Origin of the sequence: Hymenobacter sp. GOD-10R (genome assembly GCF_035609205.1) — a bacterium.
Lineage (GTDB): Bacteria > Bacteroidota > Bacteroidia > Cytophagales > Hymenobacteraceae > Hymenobacter.
Window position 1 is genome coordinate 2,353,889 of record NZ_CP141184.1, and the last position, 21,075, is coordinate 2,374,963.

The 21,075-nt window shown below is 51.9% G+C and carries 16 protein-coding genes; 4 read left to right on the forward strand and 12 right to left on the reverse strand.

Annotated elements, in window-relative coordinates:
* Positions 1-11: 11 nt before the first annotated feature.
* Entirely contained in the window at positions 12-389 is a 378-nt protein-coding gene (locus tag SD425_RS09535; protein ID WP_324677841.1) for a response regulator, read from the reverse strand.
* A 57-nt stretch (positions 390-446) separates the two neighbouring features.
* The gene (locus SD425_RS09540; protein ID WP_324677843.1) at positions 447-4,514 is read right to left on the reverse strand and encodes a PAS domain S-box protein; all 4,068 of its coding nucleotides are present in this window, start codon (positions 4,512-4,514) and stop codon (positions 447-449) included.
* Between the two features lie 187 nt (positions 4,515-4,701).
* On the opposite strand from SD425_RS09540, the gene SD425_RS09545 reads away from it, so the two are divergent.
* Positions 4,702-5,778 (forward strand): glycosyltransferase, encoded by a 1,077-nt coding sequence (locus SD425_RS09545; RefSeq protein WP_324679517.1) that lies wholly within the window; start codon positions 4,702-4,704, stop codon positions 5,776-5,778.
* Positions 5,775-6,710 (forward strand): tRNA (adenosine(37)-N6)-dimethylallyltransferase MiaA, encoded by a 936-nt coding sequence (gene miaA, locus SD425_RS09550; RefSeq protein ID WP_324677845.1) that lies wholly within the window; start codon positions 5,775-5,777, stop codon positions 6,708-6,710. The genes SD425_RS09545 and miaA overlap by 4 nt, the downstream gene beginning before the upstream one ends.
* Here the strand turns inward: miaA and SD425_RS09555 are convergent.
* Positions 6,707-7,345, reverse strand: a complete 639-nt coding sequence (locus SD425_RS09555; protein ID WP_324677847.1) for a hypothetical protein — start codon at positions 7,343-7,345, stop codon at positions 6,707-6,709. The genes miaA and SD425_RS09555 overlap by 4 nt on opposite strands.
* A 122-nt stretch (positions 7,346-7,467) precedes the next feature.
* On the reverse strand, positions 7,468-8,439 hold the full coding sequence (pfkA, locus tag SD425_RS09560; RefSeq protein ID WP_324677849.1) for a 6-phosphofructokinase: 972 nt from the start codon (positions 8,437-8,439) through the stop codon (positions 7,468-7,470).
* A 253-nt stretch (positions 8,440-8,692) separates the two neighbouring features.
* Here pfkA and SD425_RS09565 point away from each other — a divergent pair, with 253 nt between their 5' ends.
* Positions 8,693-9,148 carry a TerB family tellurite resistance protein gene (locus SD425_RS09565; RefSeq protein ID WP_324677851.1) on the forward strand — a complete coding sequence of 152 codons (456 nt, stop codon included), beginning with the start codon at positions 8,693-8,695 and terminating at the stop codon, positions 9,146-9,148.
* On the opposite strand, the gene SD425_RS09570 is transcribed toward SD425_RS09565, so the two are convergent.
* From SD425_RS09570 to SD425_RS09600, 7 genes are all read right to left on the reverse strand, one after another.
* Positions 9,145-10,356, reverse strand: coding sequence for an aspartate aminotransferase family protein (locus tag SD425_RS09570; RefSeq protein ID WP_324677853.1), 1,212 nt, complete (start codon positions 10,354-10,356; stop codon positions 9,145-9,147). The genes SD425_RS09565 and SD425_RS09570 overlap by 4 nt on opposite strands.
* Positions 10,357-10,587: 231 nt before the next feature.
* On the reverse strand, positions 10,588-11,079 hold the full coding sequence (locus tag SD425_RS09575) for a Spy/CpxP family protein refolding chaperone (protein WP_324677855.1): 492 nt from the start codon (positions 11,077-11,079) through the stop codon (positions 10,588-10,590).
* A 32-nt stretch (positions 11,080-11,111) separates the two neighbouring features.
* The gene (locus SD425_RS09580; RefSeq protein ID WP_324677857.1) at positions 11,112-11,570 is read right to left on the reverse strand and encodes a hypothetical protein; all 459 of its coding nucleotides are present in this window, start codon (positions 11,568-11,570) and stop codon (positions 11,112-11,114) included.
* Positions 11,571-11,600: 30 nt separating this feature from the next.
* Positions 11,601-12,143, reverse strand: a complete 543-nt coding sequence (locus tag SD425_RS09585; RefSeq protein ID WP_324677859.1) for an RNA polymerase sigma factor — start codon at positions 12,141-12,143, stop codon at positions 11,601-11,603.
* A gap of 369 nt (positions 12,144-12,512) precedes the next feature.
* On the reverse strand, positions 12,513-14,141 hold the full coding sequence (locus SD425_RS09590; RefSeq protein WP_324677861.1) for a RagB/SusD family nutrient uptake outer membrane protein: 1,629 nt from the start codon (positions 14,139-14,141) through the stop codon (positions 12,513-12,515).
* 11 nt (positions 14,142-14,152) lie between these two features.
* Complete coding sequence (locus tag SD425_RS09595) at positions 14,153-17,212, reverse strand: SusC/RagA family TonB-linked outer membrane protein (protein WP_324677864.1); 3,060 nt, start codon at positions 17,210-17,212, stop codon at positions 14,153-14,155.
* A 686-nt stretch (positions 17,213-17,898) separates the two neighbouring features.
* Complete coding sequence (locus tag SD425_RS09600; protein WP_324677866.1) at positions 17,899-18,645, reverse strand: DUF481 domain-containing protein; 747 nt, start codon at positions 18,643-18,645, stop codon at positions 17,899-17,901.
* Positions 18,646-18,890: 245 nt separating this feature from the next.
* Between SD425_RS09600 and SD425_RS09605 the strand changes: the two genes are divergently transcribed.
* Positions 18,891-19,478 (forward strand): hypothetical protein, encoded by a 588-nt coding sequence (locus SD425_RS09605; RefSeq protein ID WP_324677868.1) that lies wholly within the window; start codon positions 18,891-18,893, stop codon positions 19,476-19,478.
* Positions 19,479-19,604: 126 nt separating this feature from the next.
* Here SD425_RS09605 and SD425_RS09610 read toward each other — a convergent pair whose 3' ends face one another.
* Complete coding sequence (locus tag SD425_RS09610) at positions 19,605-21,005, reverse strand: vWA domain-containing protein (protein WP_324677870.1); 1,401 nt, start codon at positions 21,003-21,005, stop codon at positions 19,605-19,607.
* Between the last annotated feature and the right edge of the window lie 70 nt (positions 21,006-21,075).

Genomic DNA, 21,075 nt, shown 5'->3' on the forward strand with positions numbered 1-21,075 from the left:
AATTCAACGGGTTATCCCACGTACTGCTTCACCACGCGTACTAATGCGTCGAAGTCGAGGGGCTTAGGCAAATAATCTGTAACGCCAGCCTCTTTAAACTGCTCCATCGAGTAGTTGTTGGCGTTACCGGTGATGGCAATAATCGGTAATTGGGCAATACGCGGATCTGAATGACGACGGATCTCGCGAGTGCACTCCATACCATCCTTCACGGGAATATTGATATCCATCAGAACACAGTCGATCGGTTGTGCTTCTACTTGCTTAATAACCTCACCGCCGTTCTTGGCCGACACAATGCGATAACGCTGCAGTTCTAGGATCTTTTTAGTTAGGTTCAAAATAACGGAGCTATCCTCCGCAATTAGGATTGTTTTAGAATCGGCCATGGAAATGAAATTAGAAATGCCGGGTATGGTGGATGAATAAAGTGTTACGTTGTTGAGTTAGGCAGCGTTAATTAGCGAAGGATAAGCAGCAACGAACTGTGCAAAGTAACGCAGCAAGAGTTGAAAATCCCGCTCAACATTATCGTTTTGTCCTTTTTTTAGGTCATGTTCCAAGCTTTTAGCCTGTTCGGCTACCGGATTGATGCCGAGGGTAAAGCCAGTACCTTTCAATTGGTGTAAATGAGGTAAAATCTGATTGTAATCACCGGAAGTAACTAGCTCAGTTGCTTCTTTGAGTAGCTGTCCAGCTTCTATTTCGAAGTCATTATAAAGCTGTGCCGCAAATTCGGGGCCACCAAGTTGGCGAAGCTGCTCTACCACGTCAAGATCAATCAAATCGGCTGTGGGTATCGCATCCGGTTCAACCACCTCTGTCGCTATTTGTGTAGCGTCGGAGGGGGCGGTTTCAATAGGTAACGCTACGTTAGGTGAAGTCCACCGCCGTAATACTTGGTACAGGTCATGCGTTTTTACTGGCTTCGACACATAGTCATCCATGCCTTGCTGCACAAAGCGTTCGGCATCCTCTTTCATCGAGTATGCCGTCATGGCTACTATGGGCGGGCATTGGTTCCCCAGACGTTGCCTGATCTCCTGCATCGCTGTAACGCCGTCCATTTCGGGCATCTGGATGTCCATAAAAATTACATCGTAATGCACTTTAGGGTCAGTTGCCCGGCTAATTGCCTCAAAACCATCGTTTGCAACGTCGCTCTGGCAACCTAGCTTATCGAGCAACCGCACCGCTACTTTCTGGTTGATAGGGTTATCATCGACGAGCAGCACACGCAGTTCCGTCTCGAAGCGCACCACTTCGGGAGTACGCTCCCGAGAAGCTACACGCTCTTGCACAATCTGCGCTTCGTTGGGAGCTATGCGGCAGCGGATAGTAAACCAAAACGTGCTGCCCTCGCCTTCATGCGAGAACACGCCAATTTCGCCCCCGAGTAACTCCGAAAGCTGCTTGCTAATCGCCAAACCTAGGCCCGTACCCCCAAATGCTTTAGTCGGAGTCGTATCTAGCTGGGTAAAGTTTTTGAAGAGAAGCTTCTCATTCTCTTCTGAGATGCCGATGCCAGAATCTTGCACGGCAAAGCGAAGCGTATGCTCATCTCCGTCGATGGCAACCGATGATATCTGTACGCTCACTGATCCTTGCGCCGTGAATTTTATGGCGTTAGAAGTAAGATTCGACAAAATCTGCAGCAAACGGGTTTCATCGGTAATAATGAAGCGTGGCGTTTGTGGCGTGATATGGTATGTAAAATCAAGATTCTTTTGGCTCGCCCGGTTGGCAAATAGCGAGTGAATTTTGTCGAGTGTATAGTATAGGTCAATACCCGACTCACTGACTTGCAGCTTGCCTGCCTGAATTTTGGATAGATCCAGAATGTCGTTGAGAATAGCTAGCAAGGCCTCCGACGACTTCCGGAGTGTGTCAACATATTCTTCTTGCTCCTCTGACGCTACCGTCTGATGCAGCAGATCAATCATGCCGATGATGCCGTTCATGGGCGTGCGCAACTCGTGGCTCATGTTAGCCAAGAATTGCGTTTTGGCTTCTAGGGCTGCTTCTGCCTCGTCTTTGGCGGCTCGCAGGTCGTCCTGCATTTGCTTGAACTCCGTGATGTCACGGCCAATTCCTTCGGAGCCACCGCCGCTCACCTGCCGCGCATTCACTAGCACACTTACCGAGTGCCCGTCCTTGTGGCGCATGGCTAGCTCAAAGTTGCGGGCTGCCCCTTGGCTTTGAAGGCTGTTTACAATACCATCACGCTCCTGTGGGTTCACGTAGTAATCGGCAATGAGCGTGCCCGTGACTTCCTCGGGGGTGTACCCCAGCATATCCTGTACCGACGGGCTGACGAGCGTAAGAATACCCTGGTCATCGGTGCGATAGTACACGTCCTGGAACGATTCGAAGATGGCGCGGAACTTCTCTTCCTGTGCAGCTAGCTCCAGCTGGGAGCGTTTCTGCTCCGTAATGTCGTGTGCAATCCCTGAAATTTCTTCGAAAGAACCATCGTCTAAGTAGATGGGGTTCAGGTAGATTTCGTGCCAAGTGTCCTGCCCTTTTACGTCGTTTAGGCGCACTTCGAAGCGTTGCGGACGGCCTTCGAATGCTTTGCGGTAATTCTGGGCAAATAACTCCCGTGTTTCCTCAGCTATCATCGCCAAATCAGCCTGCCAGAGGTTGATATTGAGGGCGGGATAAACGCCGTTGCGCCGCAAGAAGTAAGCGGAATAGTTGCGGTTGAAGGACGTCAGACGAGAATGTGTATCTACAGACCACATCAAGTGAGAGCCGCTCTCGAAAATAGCGTTTAAGCGGGCGTTCTGCTTATTGATCTGCACTTCATTGCGCTTCCGCTCGATGGCTAGCGCAACTTGGTTGGATATGAAGTGCAGAATCTCGATGTCACCCGCTGCGTAGGCGTCGGCCTTGTGGTAATCTTGTACGGTAATTACTCCAATAATCCGCTCGCCAATGCTTAGTGGTGAACAGAGCATTACTTCCGGCATCAGACCGTAGGCCGTAATGGTCCCGTTGGCAATGAGTTCTTGCAATTCCGCTTTGAGGAGAAACTGCGGGCGGCCCGTGCGAATGATGTATTCAGAAATACCCGATGAGAACGGCCGCGACCTGTTATTTTGGTCGCCTTGTGAGTTCTGATCTACAAAGTATGCAAACTGGAGCTGCGTACGTTCTTCATCGCAAAGCGCGATATAGAAGTTATTGGTTTCAATAATCTTGCTCAGCTCCCGGTGAATGGCGCCGTACAAAGAGTGCAAGTCTTTGGAGCTAATGGCTAGGTTGGCAATGCTGTAATATACCTTCTGTAGCCGCTCTGCCTTGATTCGGTCCGTGATGTCGTGCAGGATTGCGCGCGTAGACACGGGTTCTGCATCTTGCCAAGAGCAGGAAATACTACCGATCAAGTGCACCGGCTTACCCGATTTCGTTAGGAAAACGGTCTCAAGCTTATTGACTTTCTCGCCCTTGTAGAGGTTACGTAGCTGATAAAGCAGCTTGGCTTTGTAGTAAGGATGTACTACGTCGCCGAGGGTGAGGTGGGGCAAATCGTCGTCGTCATACCCTAGCTTTTCCTTCCACGCCTTGTTCACAAACAAGAAGCGGTTGTCAATGCTAAGATTTTGAATCAGATCGTGCGCATTGTCAAAGAAGTCCTGCAGCCGGTGACGGTTATCTGACAAAGCGCGAGCCGTGACATGCCCATCGGTAAGATCACGCCCAACTATAAAAATTCCGGAGATAGTGTGCGTCTCGTCGTACGTGAACTCGGGGTGCCAGTACACCATACGCGTCTGGCCAGACTTCGTAAGCAGTGCCCGTTCGTAATACTCTTGTAGCTGTCCTTCCTGAATGAGACCTAGGTAGCTGTTCCGACGAAGCTCTCGTTCTACGGGAGGGCTGAATAGATCGTAGTAGTTGCGGCCAACTACTTCTGCACGCGTGTATTCTGTGAAGTCTAGAAAATAATCGTTTACATCCTGAATAATACCTTCGCGGTTGAGCATCAGATAGCTCAAGCTGGTATGAGTTAGCAGGTCACGGAGCTGATGACGGCTTTGGTCTGCTACGAGGGCCTTACTTGGTTCTGGGGCTTGCGGCGCAGGTACTGTTTCGCGCAATGTGAGTTGTACGCGCACCAAACCGCCCGGTAATACGACGCGGTGCAGGGTCGCCCAGCCATCGAGCGCAGACTTACCCCGCCAACCATGCCAGCCTTTAGAAAACGACTGCCCTGTTCGTGCCGTGCGAATAACGGCTTCGTGTAGCACGGTAGCTGAAAACCACTGGTCTAGCTTCTCTTCGGTGGCAGTGGCTGCGTAGGCCATCAAGCCAGAGGCCAAGAGCATCGCACGCGTTGTGCCTAAGAAGCGCAGAATTGTTTGATTGCAGTCAAGCAATACGCCGTGCTCATCGTAGAGCAGCAGACCATCATAGGCCTCTTCAAACAGCGTACGATAAAACGCGTCCGGCGAAGTAAGCCCAGGCTGAGTGGCAGGAGCAGTAGGAGAGGGGATGGAGCGAATAGGCATTGATAAGGACGGCAACGACCCCTTGTTCAAGGTAAACAGGCGCCTCGATTTTACCCCTAAATTTGTCGAAAATATCCCAGATAAGTTCTTTTGTCTGTGATAGACTACACGAAAAAATGGAGCAAGAATATTCTTTATGAGTTTAGTACTATTTACAGTTACGACTGATTTGAATTATGATCAACGAATGCAGCGTATCTGTAGTAGCTTGGCCAGTCATGGCTACGAGGTACTATTAGTTGGAAGAGTATTGCCCACTTCTTTACCCCTAGCTCCGCAACCATACCGACAGCATCGTTTGCGCTGTTGGCGCACGAAAGGGAAGTTGTTTTATTTGGAATTTAACCTGCGGCTTTTCTTCTTTTTACTGCGCCAGCAAGCAGCTGTTTGGTGCGCCATCGACCTCGACACAGCGCTTCCTGTGTGGCTGCGCGCTATGCTAGGTGGGCAACCTTTTGTGTATGATGCCCATGAGTTATTCACGGAAATGCCAGAGGTGGTGGCGCGTCCCATTGTTCGGCGCCTGTGGCGTTTAGTAGAGCAGATAGTGGTGCCGCGCGCTACTCTCGCCTACACCGTAGGACCAGCACTAGCAAGGCTGTTTGAGCAACGGTACGGCCGACCATTTGAAGTGATTCGTAACATCAGCTGGCTTGCCGAATCGAAGTTGCCACCCGCACCCATGGCGGCGCCCGCTGGTGGCTACATTCTTTATCAAGGTGTGTTGAACGTCGGGCGGGGGCTGGAAGCGCTACTGGATGCCATGCCGCAGGTAGCAGGAAGATTAGTACTCTGCGGAGAAGGCGACTTGTCGGTAGCGCTACGAGAGCGGGCTGCGCACCTAGGGTTATTAGCTAGCGGGAAAGTAGAATTTAAAGGCTTTGTGCGGCCCGAGCAATTGCGGGAGATAACACGCCAAGCGGCAGTAGGAGTGATGCTATTGGAGCCCCAAGGGTTGAGCTACTACTATTCCTTGGCGAACAAGTTCTTCGACTATTTGCATGCTGGAATACCACAAATAGTAGTCGACTTTCCGGAGTATCGGCAGCTGAATGACCAGTACGAAGTGGCTGAAGTAGTAGAGCTAACTTCCGGCGCTATTGCAGGAGCACTCAACCGATTGCTGCGCGACGAGCCTAGCCGCTATCATCAGCTGGCTACTAACTGCCGCCGTGCGCGTCTTGAATTGAACTGGCAACGTGAAGAGCAACACTTATTAGCGCTCTATGCGTCGCTTAAGAAACCACAACCCGTATCTATATGAGTGCCTTACTGCGTCCTGCTGAGCCAACGTTGCTGGTGGTAGCTGGCCCGACTGCCGTGGGCAAAACTGCTTTGTGCGTGCAGTTAGCGCAACACTACCAAACTGAAATTGTGTCGGCTGACTCGCGGCAGTTTTTTCGGGAGTTAAGTATTGGCACCGCTAAGCCCACCTCTGAAGAAATGCAAGGCGTGCCGCATCACTTCATTGACTCGCATAGCATCAGTGAAGACTATAATGCTGGCCGCTTTGAAGAGGATGCATTGCAAGTTTTGACGGAGCTATTCCAACGGCATCAGCTTGTCATCCTGACGGGTGGCTCGGGTTTGTACCTGCAAGCCGTGACCGAAGGGCTCGATGAGATGCCCATAACTGACCCCGAAGTACGTGCCGCACTTCAGCGCGAACTACAAGACCTAGGTCTGGAAACGCTGGTAGCAGAGCTAGCCCGCCTCGACCCAGTAACATATGCCCGCATTGACCGCCAGAATCCGCAGCGCGTTGTGCGGGCGCTGGAAGTTACCCGCAGTACAGGGCAGCCTTTTTCGAGCTTTCATACCCGCAAAAGCGAGACAGCCCGACCATTTCGCACCCTGAAAGTGGTACTCAACCGCGAGCGAGAAGAGCTGTATCAGCGCATTGACCAGCGGGTAGATCAGATGCTCGCCGCCGGGTTGCTGGCCGAAGTAGAAGGCTTGCTGCCGTACCGCCACCACAATGCGCTGCAAACGGTTGGTTACAAAGAGATATTTGATTACCTCGACGGCCTCTACGACTGGCCCGAAACCGTGCGCTTGCTCAAGCGCAACACTCGGCACTACGCCAAACGCCAGCTCACTTGGTTTCGACGTGACCCAGCGTACACCTGGCTGCATCCGGATGAGGCTGAAGCGCAGATCACCAAGCTATTAGCGGAGCGAGATGCCTCGGTTTAGAACCGCCGACCTAGCTTCAACTGCAATGCTGCTAGGGAATTGCCAAAGGTGTCGTTCTGGAACGAAGCTTTGCCACCAATTAACCACTTTCGGTTCTGATCTAATGCTACGTCAAGGTTAAGAGAGAACAGGTAGCCGACGTGCAAACCACGCTCGTGGTCGAGGCGTACTGTTTGGGTACCCGTTGTGAAATCCCCATAATTTTCAGGGGCACCATATCGATTGGAATAGCCAATGTATCCGCCACCACCTAGGGCAAATAGTACCTGCTTATCGTTGCCAAAAGGATACACGTAGATTTCCTGCTCTACGTTGGCTGCCTCGTAGCTCATTACGAAAGGAATGTTGATGCCAACTCCTATGCTATTGAGTGAAGTACTGTAGATCGTATTAATCGACTCACTACTACCCGCCACAAAAGCCAAGCGCGTGCCTGTACCTAGGTAGCGACCAAATAGCGGCGCGTACTCTACATGTGCTTTGAAACACATATAATCTCCGGTGCCCATACCTGCCGAACCTAGGCCTAGCTGCCAAGTGGCGCGGGCAAGTGGAATAGAAAAGTCCTGGGAAAGAGCGGGAAGGGCAGCGCTCAGTAATGCGGCTAAACTGATTGTGCGGTAGAAGTTAAACATAGGTAGTAATAGAATGAGAGTGATTTATAGTAGTGGCAAAGTATTGATTTAGAGTATAAAAAAATAAGCGCAACCCTTTGGGAGTGCGCTTATCAGAGCAGAAGTCAGCAAAAACCGAAAAATTATACACTCAGAATCTCAACCATGCGCATGAAGCTTTGGCTCAGCATCTTCTTTTTATAGATGGTGTCCTCGAACGGAGTGTATACGAGCTTGCGGTCGACGATGCCGGCCATCACGTTGCGCATACCGTTCATGAGCCCTTCCACGGCTGCAATGCCGATCTGGGAAGCTAGCAAGCGGTCGGAAGCGGTGGGAGCGCCGCCGCGCTGCACGTGGCCGATGATAGTTACGCGGGCGTCGAGCTCTGGAATAGCTTCCTTCACCCGGGCGGCTACGTGGGTTACGTTGCCTTCCTTTTCGCCCTCAGCTACCACTACGATAAACGAGGTTTTGGAACGACGCCAGCTGTTGCGTAGCGTTTCGATAACAGCTTCTTCCGACATCTGGGTTTCCGGCACCATCACGATTTCGGCCCCGCCACCAATGGCGCACGGAATAGCGATATAACCTGAGTCACGGCCCATTACTTCGATAAAGAAGCAACGGTCGTGAGAGTCAGCAGTATCCCGAATCTTGTCGATGGCCTCCAAGGCCGTGTTCACGGCCGTGTCGTAGCCGATGGTGTAGTCGGTGCCGAACAGGTCATTGTCGATGGTGCCAGGGGCGCCGACCGTTGGGATACCAAATTCCCGTTCGAAGATCATGGCGCCGGTGAATGTGCCGTTACCGCCAATGGCGACTAAGCCCTCAATGCCGTGGTTGACCAATTGATCGAACGCCTGTTGGCGTCCTTCCTTGGTCATAAACTTCTGACTGCGTGCCGATTTAAGAATCGTGCCGCCACGCTGTACGGTGTTGGCAACCGAAGCTGAGTCGAGTTTGATGAACTCGCCCTTGATCATGCCGCTATAGCCGCGCATGATACCATACACCTCGATGCCGTGATACACGGCCGTACGCACGACAGCTCGCACACAGGCATTCATGCCCGGCGAATCACCCCCGCTGGTAAAAACTCCTATACGTTTCATGGTAATGTAATAAGCGGAAAATGCCCGAAGCGGACAGGGCAAAGGTGGGAAATCCCTTCCGAAAAAGTACAGGCATTATCCAATGCAAGCATAAATGATGAAAACAAACGGCTTTTTTTCTGCTGCATACGTATGCGATGCTGTTGGAATTGAGCAACCTAGGCGCTAACTTACCTGCCCTCCGACCCAATTTGCGCTTTGTTCTACAAGGTTAGCTTCTTTAACACTCCACCCCTTTTAAGCACCGGTTTGTATGTTTGGTTTTTTTGAAAATGAGCAGACAAAGAAAGTAAAGAGCCACCTCATCAACCTGGCAACCCTAGCCAAAGCCGATGGACATATTGACGAACGCGAAATGAGCTTCATCGTGGCCGTCGGCAAGAAAAACGGTATGCGTCCCACAGAGGTTCGCAATATTGTGGCCAATGCTGGTAGTGTCAAAATGCTCATTCCCGATAACGATTCAGAACGTTTCGACCAAATATTTGATCTGGTAGACATGATGCTCGCAGATGGTATCGTGGACGAAAATGAGATGGATTTCTGCATCGTGATGGCCGAACGCCTCGGTTTTCGCAAGGCAATTGTAGGAGTGCTCGTGCGTAAGATTTCGATGGGAGTGAAAGACGGCCTGCCTCGCGAACAGATCAAGGAAGATACCCAAAACTTTCTCCGCTTCGAGTGCAACGATCAGAATAGCAAGGGCTAGGTAGTCGCAGCTGTCTGTTCCGTTACATACGTTATGGCTCGCAATAGGGCCGCACAAGCTTCATCAATTTCCTCGTTGGTGATAATAAGCGGCGGCGCTAGACGCAAGGAATTGTCGCAGAACAGAAACCAGTCCGTCAGAATACCCTCATGCTCGAGTGCTCGGTCAATAATGGGCTTGAGCACATCATAGGAATCAAACTCAATCGCCATCAGTAGTCCGTGCCCACGCACTGCCCTAATGGCTGGATGTTGCAAAAGCCGCCGAAACCGGGCGGCTTTTTCGTGCACACCCGCCAGCAATTGCTCTTCCTGAATGACGCGTAGGGTCGCCAGCGAAGCCGCGCACGATACCGGATGCCCGCCAAAGGTAGTGCAATGACCTAGCACTGGATTCGTCTTGAAACCAGCCATAATTTGCTGGGAGGAGATGAACGCGCCGATGGGCATTCCGCCGCCCATTCCTTTGGCGCACACCAGAACATCAGGCCACACACCAAATTGCTCGAAGGCCCAAAAAGTGCCCGTACGACCAAAGCCACACTGAATCTCGTCCAGAATCAGCAGGGTGCCGGTGAGTAGGCAGCGTTTGCGCAACGCTTGTAGATAACCGTTGACGGGCACCCGCACGCCTGCTTCCCCTTGTATGGTCTCGATAATCACGGCGGCCGTACGCTCCGTAATCGAAGCTAGGTCTGCGAAGTCGTTGAATTCGATATGGCGCACATCGGGTAGCAATGGACGGTAACTCCGCTTGAAGCTCTCGGAACCCGTAACCGACAAAGCACCTTGCGTGGAGCCATGGTACGCTCGGTGGCAGGAAATCAGCTCCGTACGGCCCGTGTGACGCTTCGCCAGCTTCAGGGCGCCTTCTACCGCCTCGGCACCAGAGTTCGTGAAATATATATTATCGAGGTGCGCGGGCAAGGTTTGATGTAAGGCCTCTGCTAGCTCGGCGGGGGGCGCTTGCACCAACTCACCGTACACCATCAGGTGCAGGTATTTATCGGCTTGGTCTTTAATTGCTTGCACTACTCGCGGGTGACGGTGGCCCACGTTGCTAACACCAATGCCCGAAATCAAATCGAGGTAGCGACGGCCATCAGGCGCGTACATATACACGCCCTCTGCACGCTCAATCTCGAGTAAGAGCGGGAAGTCAGACGTTTGGGCTTGATGACGAAGAAAGAGTTGGCGCGGCGTAAGCATAATGCTCTACAAACAAATGTAAGCCGCAAAAGTATGCATGCCGAAGAATAATTGGGTAATAAGACAGCGGATTAACTGGTTAGTGCTCGTGTCTGAAAAAATTGTCAGCGTACTCATAAGATAGCCGCTAGGGTAAGGTAAGGCATTGAAGCTGTGATGAGAATGGTTGAACCATGAAACAAAAAGAGGCTACCGAAGCAGCCTCTTTTAGCGTTGGGTGTGTGGTTTGTATCAGTTAGCAGCCCCCGCTGGTGAGGGTGGACCACCTCGGCGGCCACCACCTAGCTTTTGCAGAATTTCGCGAGTAAACTCACGCTCCGCTACTAATAGCTGCCCGGTCTGCCGCACCGAAAGTACTTTCTGGAACTTATCGTAGTATTCTTTTTCCAGATTGACTTCATTCTGCCGCAGCGTGACATTCTGCTTGATCAAGTCCCGAATCTGCTGGTCATTAAGCGATTCTACGTTGGTACTCCGAAGCTGCCGCTGTCGTTGACCTAGCTCTTTCCGCTTGTCCGTAAATTCATTGTAGATAGGCCAAAAACGTTGTGCCTGCTCTTGGGTGAGCGACAGTTTATCGGTCAGGAAAGCAATTTTCGCGTTTTCGATCCGGCTCATCCGCTCTTGGCGTTGGTCAGTAGTCTGCGCGTGTACTTGGATTGTGCCTACCAACAGCAGCGGTAGGATCAGCGTATAGCGAAGGAGTCGAAGGAAGTGATTCATAGGAGTAAGAAAAACGTCATTAACTACTGACGCTAGAGGTAATTGATTTCGCTAGGCTGTTCATCCATAGCAGCTTGTACTTCGTCGGGCGAAGCTTGAAGGTACTCTTGTACCAGGTTTTGGTCGGCGACGGGCAACTCGGAAAGGTCGTTGATAGAGACCCGCTCATCACTGGCTAGCAGGTACTGCACCATTTCAGTACGGGGCACGGCGGTTAGGTTTACGTGGGCCAAGCGGGCACCTGTAACCGAGGTGTCCGGCTGATTGAGCAAGAAGGTAGCCGCAAAGCTTCCGAGCACTGCTACCGACGCCAAAGCGGTGCGCAGTGGCATGGAAAGCGCCCGGAACCAACCAAAAGCAGTTGACTCTTGCTCGGCCGGCTGCACTCGCGCCATGATTTCGGTGGGCAGCCGATCGAAGTAGCCATCCGGGGGCGGCGCCAGCGGCTGCGGCCGGCGCGGATGATCATCCAGACGAAAGGGAGTATTCATATTCCTTAGAGGCCGCACAAGCGGCTAGGTTTAAGACGGTTCGTTAATGTATTGCTCTATTTTTTTCACCGCGTGGTGATAAGAGGCTTTGAGCGCTCCTACCGACGTGCCCGTTACCTCGGCCATGTCCTCGTATTTCATATCCTCATAGTATTTGAGGTTGAACACCAGCCGCTGCTTGTCGGGCAGGCGCAGAATGGCTTTTTGCAGCTTCAGCTCTACTTCGTCGCCGGCAAGGCTAGGGTCGGCTTCCATTTTGGCCGCTAGCTCTTCCCCTACGTCGTTGAGCGGTAAAAAAAACTTACGCCGCTTCGACGACAAGAAGTTCAGGCATTCATTGGTGGCAATGCGGTAAATCCAGGTGTAAAGGGAGGCATCCTGCCGGAAATTTCCGAGGTGGTTCCACACCTTCACAAACGTATCCTGGGTGAGGTCGTCGGCATCGTCGTGGTCAACGACCATCTTTCGCACATGCCAATACACTTTCTGCTGGTACTTGCGCACCAACTGATTGAAGGCCAGATTACGAGAGGCGGGATCGGCGAACTTAGCGAGGATGTCCTGGTCTTCCAAGCAGGAGTGGGAGGGTAGAGCAGTGAAAAGTAAGTAGCAGTTAGACGTAGGAGCGGGCCTCAGGTTTAATCAAGAGCAAAAAGTAGCGTTATATAAAAGGACACCGCCCAACGTACCGCACGTTCAGCAGAAAGGCGTTGCAGGTAGAGAGCGATTGAAAAGAAGGAGGTAAAAGGCTTTCTAGATAGCTTCGGATGTAGATAATTATAAAAATAAAGCTAGCACCCCGGAGTGGGCATGCTAGCTTCAAACAGTTGCGCCGGGCAGCCACAGATAAGGGCAGACCCGGCGCACGCTTATTTCATTGATTTTGCAGTAGGCTGTTGCCCTACTTTGGCTTTACCGATGAGACTCAACGGTAGTCAGCCGTTACTTAGCCGGATAACCAGGATTCTGCACCAAATTAGGGTTTGCGGCCAACTGCCGTTGGGGTATAGGAAATAACTCCTTGGTTTTGTCGGTGGGCTGGTGGTCCCACCAAGAAGCCGTGGTGAAGGCCCCAAACCGGACCATATCCGTGCGGCGCTTTCCCTCGAAGATAAACTCCCGGCTGCGTTCGGCCAGAAGTTCCGGCAGCGTCAGGGTGGCAGCGGTGTAGGCTTCCTTCGCCACATCGGCCGGGCGGAAGGCGCGTTTGCGCACGTCGTTGATCAGTTGAACCGCCTCAGGCACGGCTGAGCCGCCGTTTTTGCGCATCAGCGCTTCGGCCTTGTAGAAGTAGATGTCAGTGAGGCGGTACAGAATCCAGTCGTTGCTCCAGTACTTGGCCTCCGACTGACGGCCAGGCCGGTACTTGTTGAAGCGGGCACCGCTGTTTTCTTCCCCATCAATCATCGTGGAACTGGTCTTGTTCTCGCTAGCCCGCCGGATTTCCTTCACAAACACCAGCTGTTTATCGCGGTACTCTTCCGTACCGAGTACGGGTTTAGTAGGGTCGGCTGCTTGAAACTGCGGGCCGATCAGCATCCAAGTTGATTTGCGCAAGTCATTGTCTTTGAAGACATCATAGGCGGAGGGAATCACGACTACGCCGTTGTTGCCGTTGGCGTCGCCATCGTAGATCAGGCGCTGGGCGAAGTGGTAGAAGTCGCTGTTCCAGCCGCAGCGCGTAGGCGTTGCTTGGTAATCGTAGGTAAGCTGGAAGAGGGCCTCCTTGGAGTTGTCGTTGGTGTTATTGTACGTGGACAACAGGTCGGTATCTAACGTGGGTATACCGTTCAACCCGCCCGTTTCGCCCTTGCTGATCTTGTCGCAGACGGCAATGCAGTCGTCCCACCTAGGGGTGCCGGACCATACTTGCGCGTTCAGGTAAAGCTCAGCTAGCATAGAGTAGCCGGCGGCTTTTGTGAGGCGCCCAATCAATGCCTTGCTAAGGTTGGGTAACAGATCAACGTTTTCTTTCAGCTCCTTTTCCACGAAGGCAAAGACCTCGGCCCGCGGTGCCGTGGGCGGACTGAGCGGCTGGCCTACCACCGTTACGATGGGAACGTTGCCGTACAGGTCCATCAACTTCATATAATGGTAGGCCCGAAATACCTTCAGCTCGGCAACAAAGGCAGCCTTTTCCTGCTCGCTGACGCCCGCCTTGGCAAAGTCTACCCGCTCGAAGTCGCCTAGGGTACTGTTGCAGAAGCCGATACCGGTGAAGATGAGGCTCCAAGGGTCCCACACGTCGTTTTCGGTGTATACCCAGCTATGGCCGTGTAGCCGGATCCACTGGGCGTCGTCGTAGCCGTGGCGGCCCTTTTGCGGCCAAGCTAGCTGGTCGGCTGATAGCTCGTTGAGGCGCCAGTAGCTGTTCTGCGCGGTGGGCGCCATCCACGCATTGGCGTGGGTATAAGGGCGCAGCACCCCCGACAGGATTTCCTGGCGGTTATTGTAAAACTTGTTGGCATCGATCTGACTGTACAGGGTTTCGTCCAGATTCGTGCACGAGTTCGTGCTTAGGAGCAGGGTGAGTACGCCCGCGAAAAAATAACTTTTATGCAATCGTGTCATGGAAGTTCCGATTAGAAGCCAATGTTTAGACCTGCCGTGAAGGAGCGCGTGCGCGGGTAGAAGCCACGACCATCGATGCCGGGTGCTAGCCCTGTATCGTCCACTTCGGGGTCAACGCCGCGGTACTTGGTGAAGGTGAGCAGATTTCGGCCCGTCAGGTACAAGCGCAGGTTGCGAACTAAGGGCGTCTTAAACTTGAAATTATACCCTAGGGTCACGTTGTCGAGCTTCACAAAGCCGCCGGGCTCCAGGTAATAATCCGAGAATTGGAGGGCATCGTTGATCTGATTGTTGCGCGTAATAGCGTCTTTCAGCACGTTGTTAGGCAGGTACACCTTATTACCGAAGAACACTTGTTGCAAATTCAGGATGTCGTATTTGAATTTGCCCCGAAAGAACAGCGTCAGGTCCAGGTTTTTGTACTGGAAGCGGTTGTTCCACGACATATAGTACTTCGGAATACCGTTGCCGATGTAGGCGTAGTCGTCGTTGGGTACAATCTTGTCGGCCGTCACGGCCTCCCCATTGGCTTTGTTGAACAGCCAGCGGCCTTCAGGCGTGAAGCCGGCAAAGCGCTTGCCGTAGAAGCTACCCAGTGGTCCGCCTTCGATGGTGCGAATAGAAGGTCCTAGGGCGCCGAAGCCGCCAATGTCGCCAAAGGTTAGGAAGGTAACTCTAAACACATCGTCGGAGAATGAGACCAGCTTGTTGCTCTGGGTGCTGCCTGTGAAGTCCATGCCCCAGCTGAAGTTTTTCTTTTTCAGCACGGTACCGCTCAAGGTCAGTTCCACCCCGTTGTTATCAATCACGCCGACGTTGGTGTACAGCGAAGATTGTACGAAGGGGGGCAGCTGCGTATTGAAGTTGCCGAGCAGGTCGGAGGTGCGGCGGCGGTACACGTCCACGGTACCGGTCAGGCGGGAATTAAACAGGGCGAAGTCGACGCCGACGTTGAACTCCTTTTTTCGTTCCCAGCGCAGATCGGGGTTTGGGTTGTTGTTGGGGCCGTACGTCTGGCGCCAGATGCCATCATCGTTCAGGTACTGATTGCCCGTACCGAGCCGCACCACCGATTGGTAATTCGGGATGCCCTGGTTGCCAGTGATGCCGTAGCCAGCGCGTAACTTCAGGTCATTTATAACCGTGAGCCCGCTCATGAAATTCTCCTTACTGATCGTCCAGCCGATTGACGCGGCGGGGAAGTCGCCGTACTTGTGGTTGGCTCCAAACCGCGACGAGCCCTCGTGGCGCAAAATGAACTGCGCAATGTATTTGTCTTTGTACGAATAGTTTACGCGACCGAAGAAGGCAATTAGCCGGTTGTCCTCCTTATTGCTGCCCAACGACGATTTGCCGAGCTGCAGGAAGTTGCCGGCACCTAGGTTGTTTTCTTGAAACACGTCGTTCAGGAAGCCGCTGTTAGATCCCGAAAACTCCTCAAACACCCGGTACTGGTAGCTGTAGCCCCCCAGCGCCCGCAGGGTATGATCTTCGTGGATGGTACGGTTGTACTCCAGTGTCGACTCAAACGTGTAGTTGTTTTCTAGGTAATTACGCTTGCGGGCGTAGGCCGTGCCTTTTACCGGCGTGCCGTTCAGGGTGCCGATCTGCGAAAAACGTGAGCCTGCCTGCCGGTATTCATTATCATTCTGCGCGTCCCGGATTAGGGCGCCGAAGGCTGTAGCCCGCAGGCCTTCAATGGGTTCGAGCGTAAAGCGTACGTCGGCGGAGGTGGTGTTCTGGTCTCGCCTGTTTTTTTCCTGGTTGAGGCGCCCGATAGGGTTTGTTGTGGATCCTTCTTCGTAGTAGGTACCGTCGGGGTTAAAAACCGGCTGCGTGGGGTTGCGACCCAAGGCATTTTCGAAGTCGCTACTCTCGTTATTAGGTGAGGAAACAGCTCGAAAATCGCCACCTCGGCCACCGAGTAAGTTGGCTTGGTTAAAGTTGGTAGCTAGATTGATTTGGGCGCTGAGCATGTCGTTAAAGCCCCGTTGGTTGAGGCTCAAACGACCGCCGTATTGCTTACGCCAGTTTTGGATGGCGATAGGATCGGCGTCATTGTAATACATGGAAGCCCGGTAACTGCCCGTGTTGCTCCCGCCCGACATGGCTAGGTTGTGGTACTGACTAAGGTTGTCTTTGTTAATCAGTAGGTTATAAAAATCAGTAGAGGCACCTAGGTCCCGCATCTGGCTGGCTTTCGGATTATTAGGATCGGCGCTGTAGGCTCGCCACTCTTCCGCGTTCAGGAACCTAGGCCGCTTTGCCACGGCTTCGTGCTGCACGTAGGTCGAGTAATCAAAACGAGCGGGTCCGGCTTTGCCTTTCTTCGTTGTAATCAGGATGACGCCTGCGTTGCCGCGCGTGCCGTAGATGGCCGCGGCGGATCCGTCTTTCAGTACATCAAACGATTCAATATCATCTTGTTGTAATAGGTCGAGGTTGCCGCCGGGTATACCATCAATTACAATCAGGGGGGCTAGGCTGCCATTCACTGATACAATACCGCGTAGCTGAATAGCCGGACTAGAGTTTGGGTTGTTGCCTTGCGTCCGAGTTACAGATAGACCGGCTACTTTGCCTTGAATCAGGTCCAGGGCGTTGCGCGTGCCGCCCTGGTTGAAGTCCTCTGCCTTTACCGTAGACACGGCCGAAGTCACTTCGGCTCGCCGCTGCGTACCGTAGCCTACCACCACTACTTCGTTCAGTGACTTGACGTCTGTTTTCAAGGTGATATCGATGGTCGTTCGGCTGCTGATAGCTACCTCTTGGGGGGTAAAGCCAATAGAAGACACTACTAACGTACTTGCACCATCGGGCACATCTAAGGTGTAATTGCCATTTGCATCGGCTGCAGCAGCGTTGCTAGTACCCTTTACCAAGATGGTTGCCCCTGGGATAGGTTTACCTAGCTCGTCCACCACGCGTCCTTTGACGGGAATGGAAGCTTGGTTAAACGTTTTAGCAGTAGGATAAAAGGTTTTAGCAAGAGAATGAAATATTAGTGTCTTTTTAGCTTCTTGACCCGTAGTGTGCTTTGCGTCGTTAAGCTTCGGTGTAGCGTGAGCCATATGGATGGCTGCTATGCTGGCAGGAGTGAGGACAAGGTGCAGCCCGGAGACGCACAGCGTGACCTTGACATTCCTCCACCAGACCTTGCCTGGGTATATGTATTGCATCATGCTTTAAAAATTTATAGTAAAAGGGTGATATTTTATAAGGATGCACAGGATGTGTGCTGCGGTGTTAGGCTGTAGGCAGAACATACCTATAGCTAGCACCAGCTACATGGACTCATACCAACTGGTGGTTCGTACACAGCCTATTTCGCACGAAGACAACCGTCTACGAAAGCTACAAGCAGCTACTTGACCTTGAGAAAGATCAACCAGTCGGGCAATAAGGCGTGAGTGTAAGGCTAGATCGATAAATCTGTGCAACAAAGCCAAGTCTATTGGACTTTGTGACAGGCAAGATAGGCGGGTTACGCGGCGATGCTATGTTTCTTATTGGTCAAACATAACAATTGCCACGAAATATCTTCATTAATCTTTTATATAATTTATACTTATAGCACTACTATAAGCGTACACGCAGTATTGACCAGCTTCACGCCAGACTGAAAAAGATACTAGACGCATGTCTCAGCGAAACTTAGCGCTGAAGCACGTCCAAAAAATGTTCGAACTGTGCCGGCCTCCTTGTTACTCCCGAGCGAGAGCAGACTTTGTGTTGAAGACGTGTTCTGTTCAAGTTCTTATCGCCGTGTGGTGTAGGATATACCTAGGGTCATGTTGGTATTATCCGGCACTTTGCCTTCGCTGTATTGGCTTTCGTGCGTGTAGTTGTAAGAGAAGTTGACCGCCAACGCCTTCGTCAGCTTCAGCGCTAAGGTGGTTAGGTTGCTGAAGCGGTAGTTATTGAAATCGGCTAGCGAGGGTTGATAGAAGGTGACAGAGCTGAGCGTCAGAATCTTGATGGAATAGGCCACCTTTAGGCGCACGGAGTTACGCGCCGTTAGTTGAGTGGTGCCATCTAGGAAGTTGGTTCTTTCCCGAATGATCAGGTTGCTCACTGATACTTCCCGCCCGAGCGTATCGGAGTAGAAGGCCCAGCCTGGGCCACCCCCTAGCTGCACCCGATCGGTGATGCCGCGCAGGTTGCTGCGCTCAAAACCACCAATGGCATACGCCCTGAATCGGCCTTTGTAGTAGTACGGCGTGGCACTCAGAAGCAACTCTCGCTCTTTCAGGAAGCCATCTTGCTTACCGTAGATAAAGCTGCCGTTCAGGGGCAATCCGTAGTGTTTGCCGCGGGTGAAGGTAACCGCGTGTGTAGTGGAGAGCAGCGCGCGGTTGACGCCGCCCCGGCTATACGCCCCTGTGAGCTGGCCGTTGTACACGATGAGCGTGGTGTCGCGCTGTTGCTGGTTTTGGGCCTGGGCGGAAGAAGCTAGGAGCAGATAAGAGAGAAGTAGTACACAACAAGTAACAAAATTTGACATGACAAGCAGCTAGGGCAACCGGGCGACCTTTGTACAGAGCACGGCTGATTGGCGGAGAGCTGCAAAGGTAAGTTACCAGAAACAACTGCTTGGCCGCTGGTGTACTAGAGTGGCAATTATATGCGCGGCTAGATAGGGATAGGTATGTTGATGCTATAAATCTATCTTGCGATAGTGCCAATGCTAATAAGAATTAATAGACCTAATAATATTTAAAAATTTAAATATTAATGCTGAATCTTTGCGTGACTTTTGAAAGATGGTATCTTGGTGATGGAACCTATCCACCTTTACATAATGGGCAAAAGGTGAATCTTTCGTTTTACGTTTCAACAAATGACTTAAAGATTGATAATACTCAGCTTTGCTATTTTAAGCAGCTATATAATTCGGACTATTCGTTCTGTGGGCAGATAATACGTAACTATCAAGATGAAGATAGTCAATTGGTAATAATTGATACTTCAACTGTGAAGTTTTATATAGAACTCCCTATTCAGGAATTTAAAGCTGTTGTCGGCCAGTTTGTTTCTGGTACAGGGCAATTACTCGTAGATTACTATATGTGGGTAGAAAATTTAGAAAATTATCAAAACCCGCCCAATCTATTTTATAATTTTATAGTAGATAAAATAAGGGAAGTAATTGTGCCTGAGAAATATATTATTAGAGCTGATAGATCAATATCCTATCCTTCGTCACTGTCAGCAAAAGACTATTCTGAGAATGACATAGTTGAAGTCGAGAGTATGGATAATAACAGTGAGAATATCTCATTCTATTTGCTTGACCTTAAAGAAATTGCTGAAGACGTGCCAAGGACATTTTATTGATAATAAATTAGTGCTTTAGAGAACCATAAAATAATAAGAAGCTGTTTAGTTGGGTTGAGCTGTGTTCTCTATTGCTAGACACAAAGAGATTTAAAATATATAGAGGCGAAGTAATTGCTGATGCTCCTACTTCCCGAAGATACTTACCGAAGTTGTCTGAGCGGAGCGGATCGTGAAGTTGCGGGTGTCCGTGAACTTGCTGCCAATGCTGGTTCTAGAGCGAAACACGAGGCGGTAGGCGCCCGGCTGCATGGCCAAGTTGACCTTGCTGCTGGCCTCGGGCAGGTTATATACCCAAGTCTGCGATTCGTCATCGTTGAGGCGGTAGATGCTGCCGTACCCTTTCAAGTCCGTCACGATGTTGAGGGTGCCCGGCGCTTCGTAGGTGACGGAGGTTTCCTGGCCCTGCTTGATACTGATGCGGCGCGTGATGCGGGGCAGTGTGAGCAGCTCCACCTCGTAGTTGCCGGCCAGCAACTTTTGCTTCGTGCCGAAGGGCAAAGCCACTACCGTCGTTGGGTTGCCGGCGGCACGCACTACTGCCTGCACCTTGCCATACGGGTTCGGCGTGAGGTTGGGCGACTGAAGACCTAGGGTGCCTTGGGGCGTTTTGTAGGTCAGCACGTTGGCTTTGCCAGCGCGGATAGGCAGGTTCTGCTGACGCACAGGCGGCACGGTGTTGATGACCAAGTCGTAGCTCTGCAAGGCGTCGATGTCGAGCACGTCGGGTTTGCCCTGGTCGTCGCGGTAGTGCACGTAGTTGTATTCGGGCTGCTCGGTCACGTTGTTCACGAAGGTCATGTTCACGTTGCTTTCCACAGGGCGGCCGTTCTCGTCGGTTAGGTTCACGCTCACGGTCGTTTTCTGGAGCGTTTGAGTGATGACGTTGTCGAGCACCGAGCGGAAGGTTTTTACGTCGGCCGCGTTGTAGTACTGACCTAGGCATTCGAGTTGTTTTCCAAATTCCTTTTCAGCCCCAATACCAATAACAAAGGGCTTCAGAAACACGCGCTTACGCTGTAACGCTAATGATGTAGCGCACGGATCGCCCTTGCAAGACTCAAGCCCGTCGGTTATCAGAATCAGTACGTTGCGGGCGGTACGGTCGGCAGGAAAGTCGTTGGCTGATTGCTGAAGAGAGTACGTAATGGGCGTGTTGCCGCGGTTTTGCAAGGCTTTGAGTTTAGCTTTGATAGCCGCTGCGTTGCGGGCTCCGAATGGCACTTCCAGCTTCGAGTCTTCGCAGTTGTTCTCCTTGGCCTCGTGCAGATGGCCGTACACGCGCAAACCTAGCTCTAGATTAGGGTAAGTATTGAGGGAGTCGGCCATCTTCGCTAGTAAGCTCTTGGCCACTTCCATGCGCGGACGCCCTTCCCACGGCGCATTCATTGAGCCGGAGGCATCGAGCAGGAACAGAATGCGGGTGATGCGAGGCTTCTCAGGCGGCGCTTTTTGGGCATGTGTAGGCCCAGCGAACACCATAAAGCTAAGGAAGAACAGGCAGTAGCGCTGTATCAGGTAAAGCATAGCCGTAACCTAGCTGCTGGAAAGGATATAGAAACGCGCCACGGCGCATTCTGTCGTTGAACGACTGACA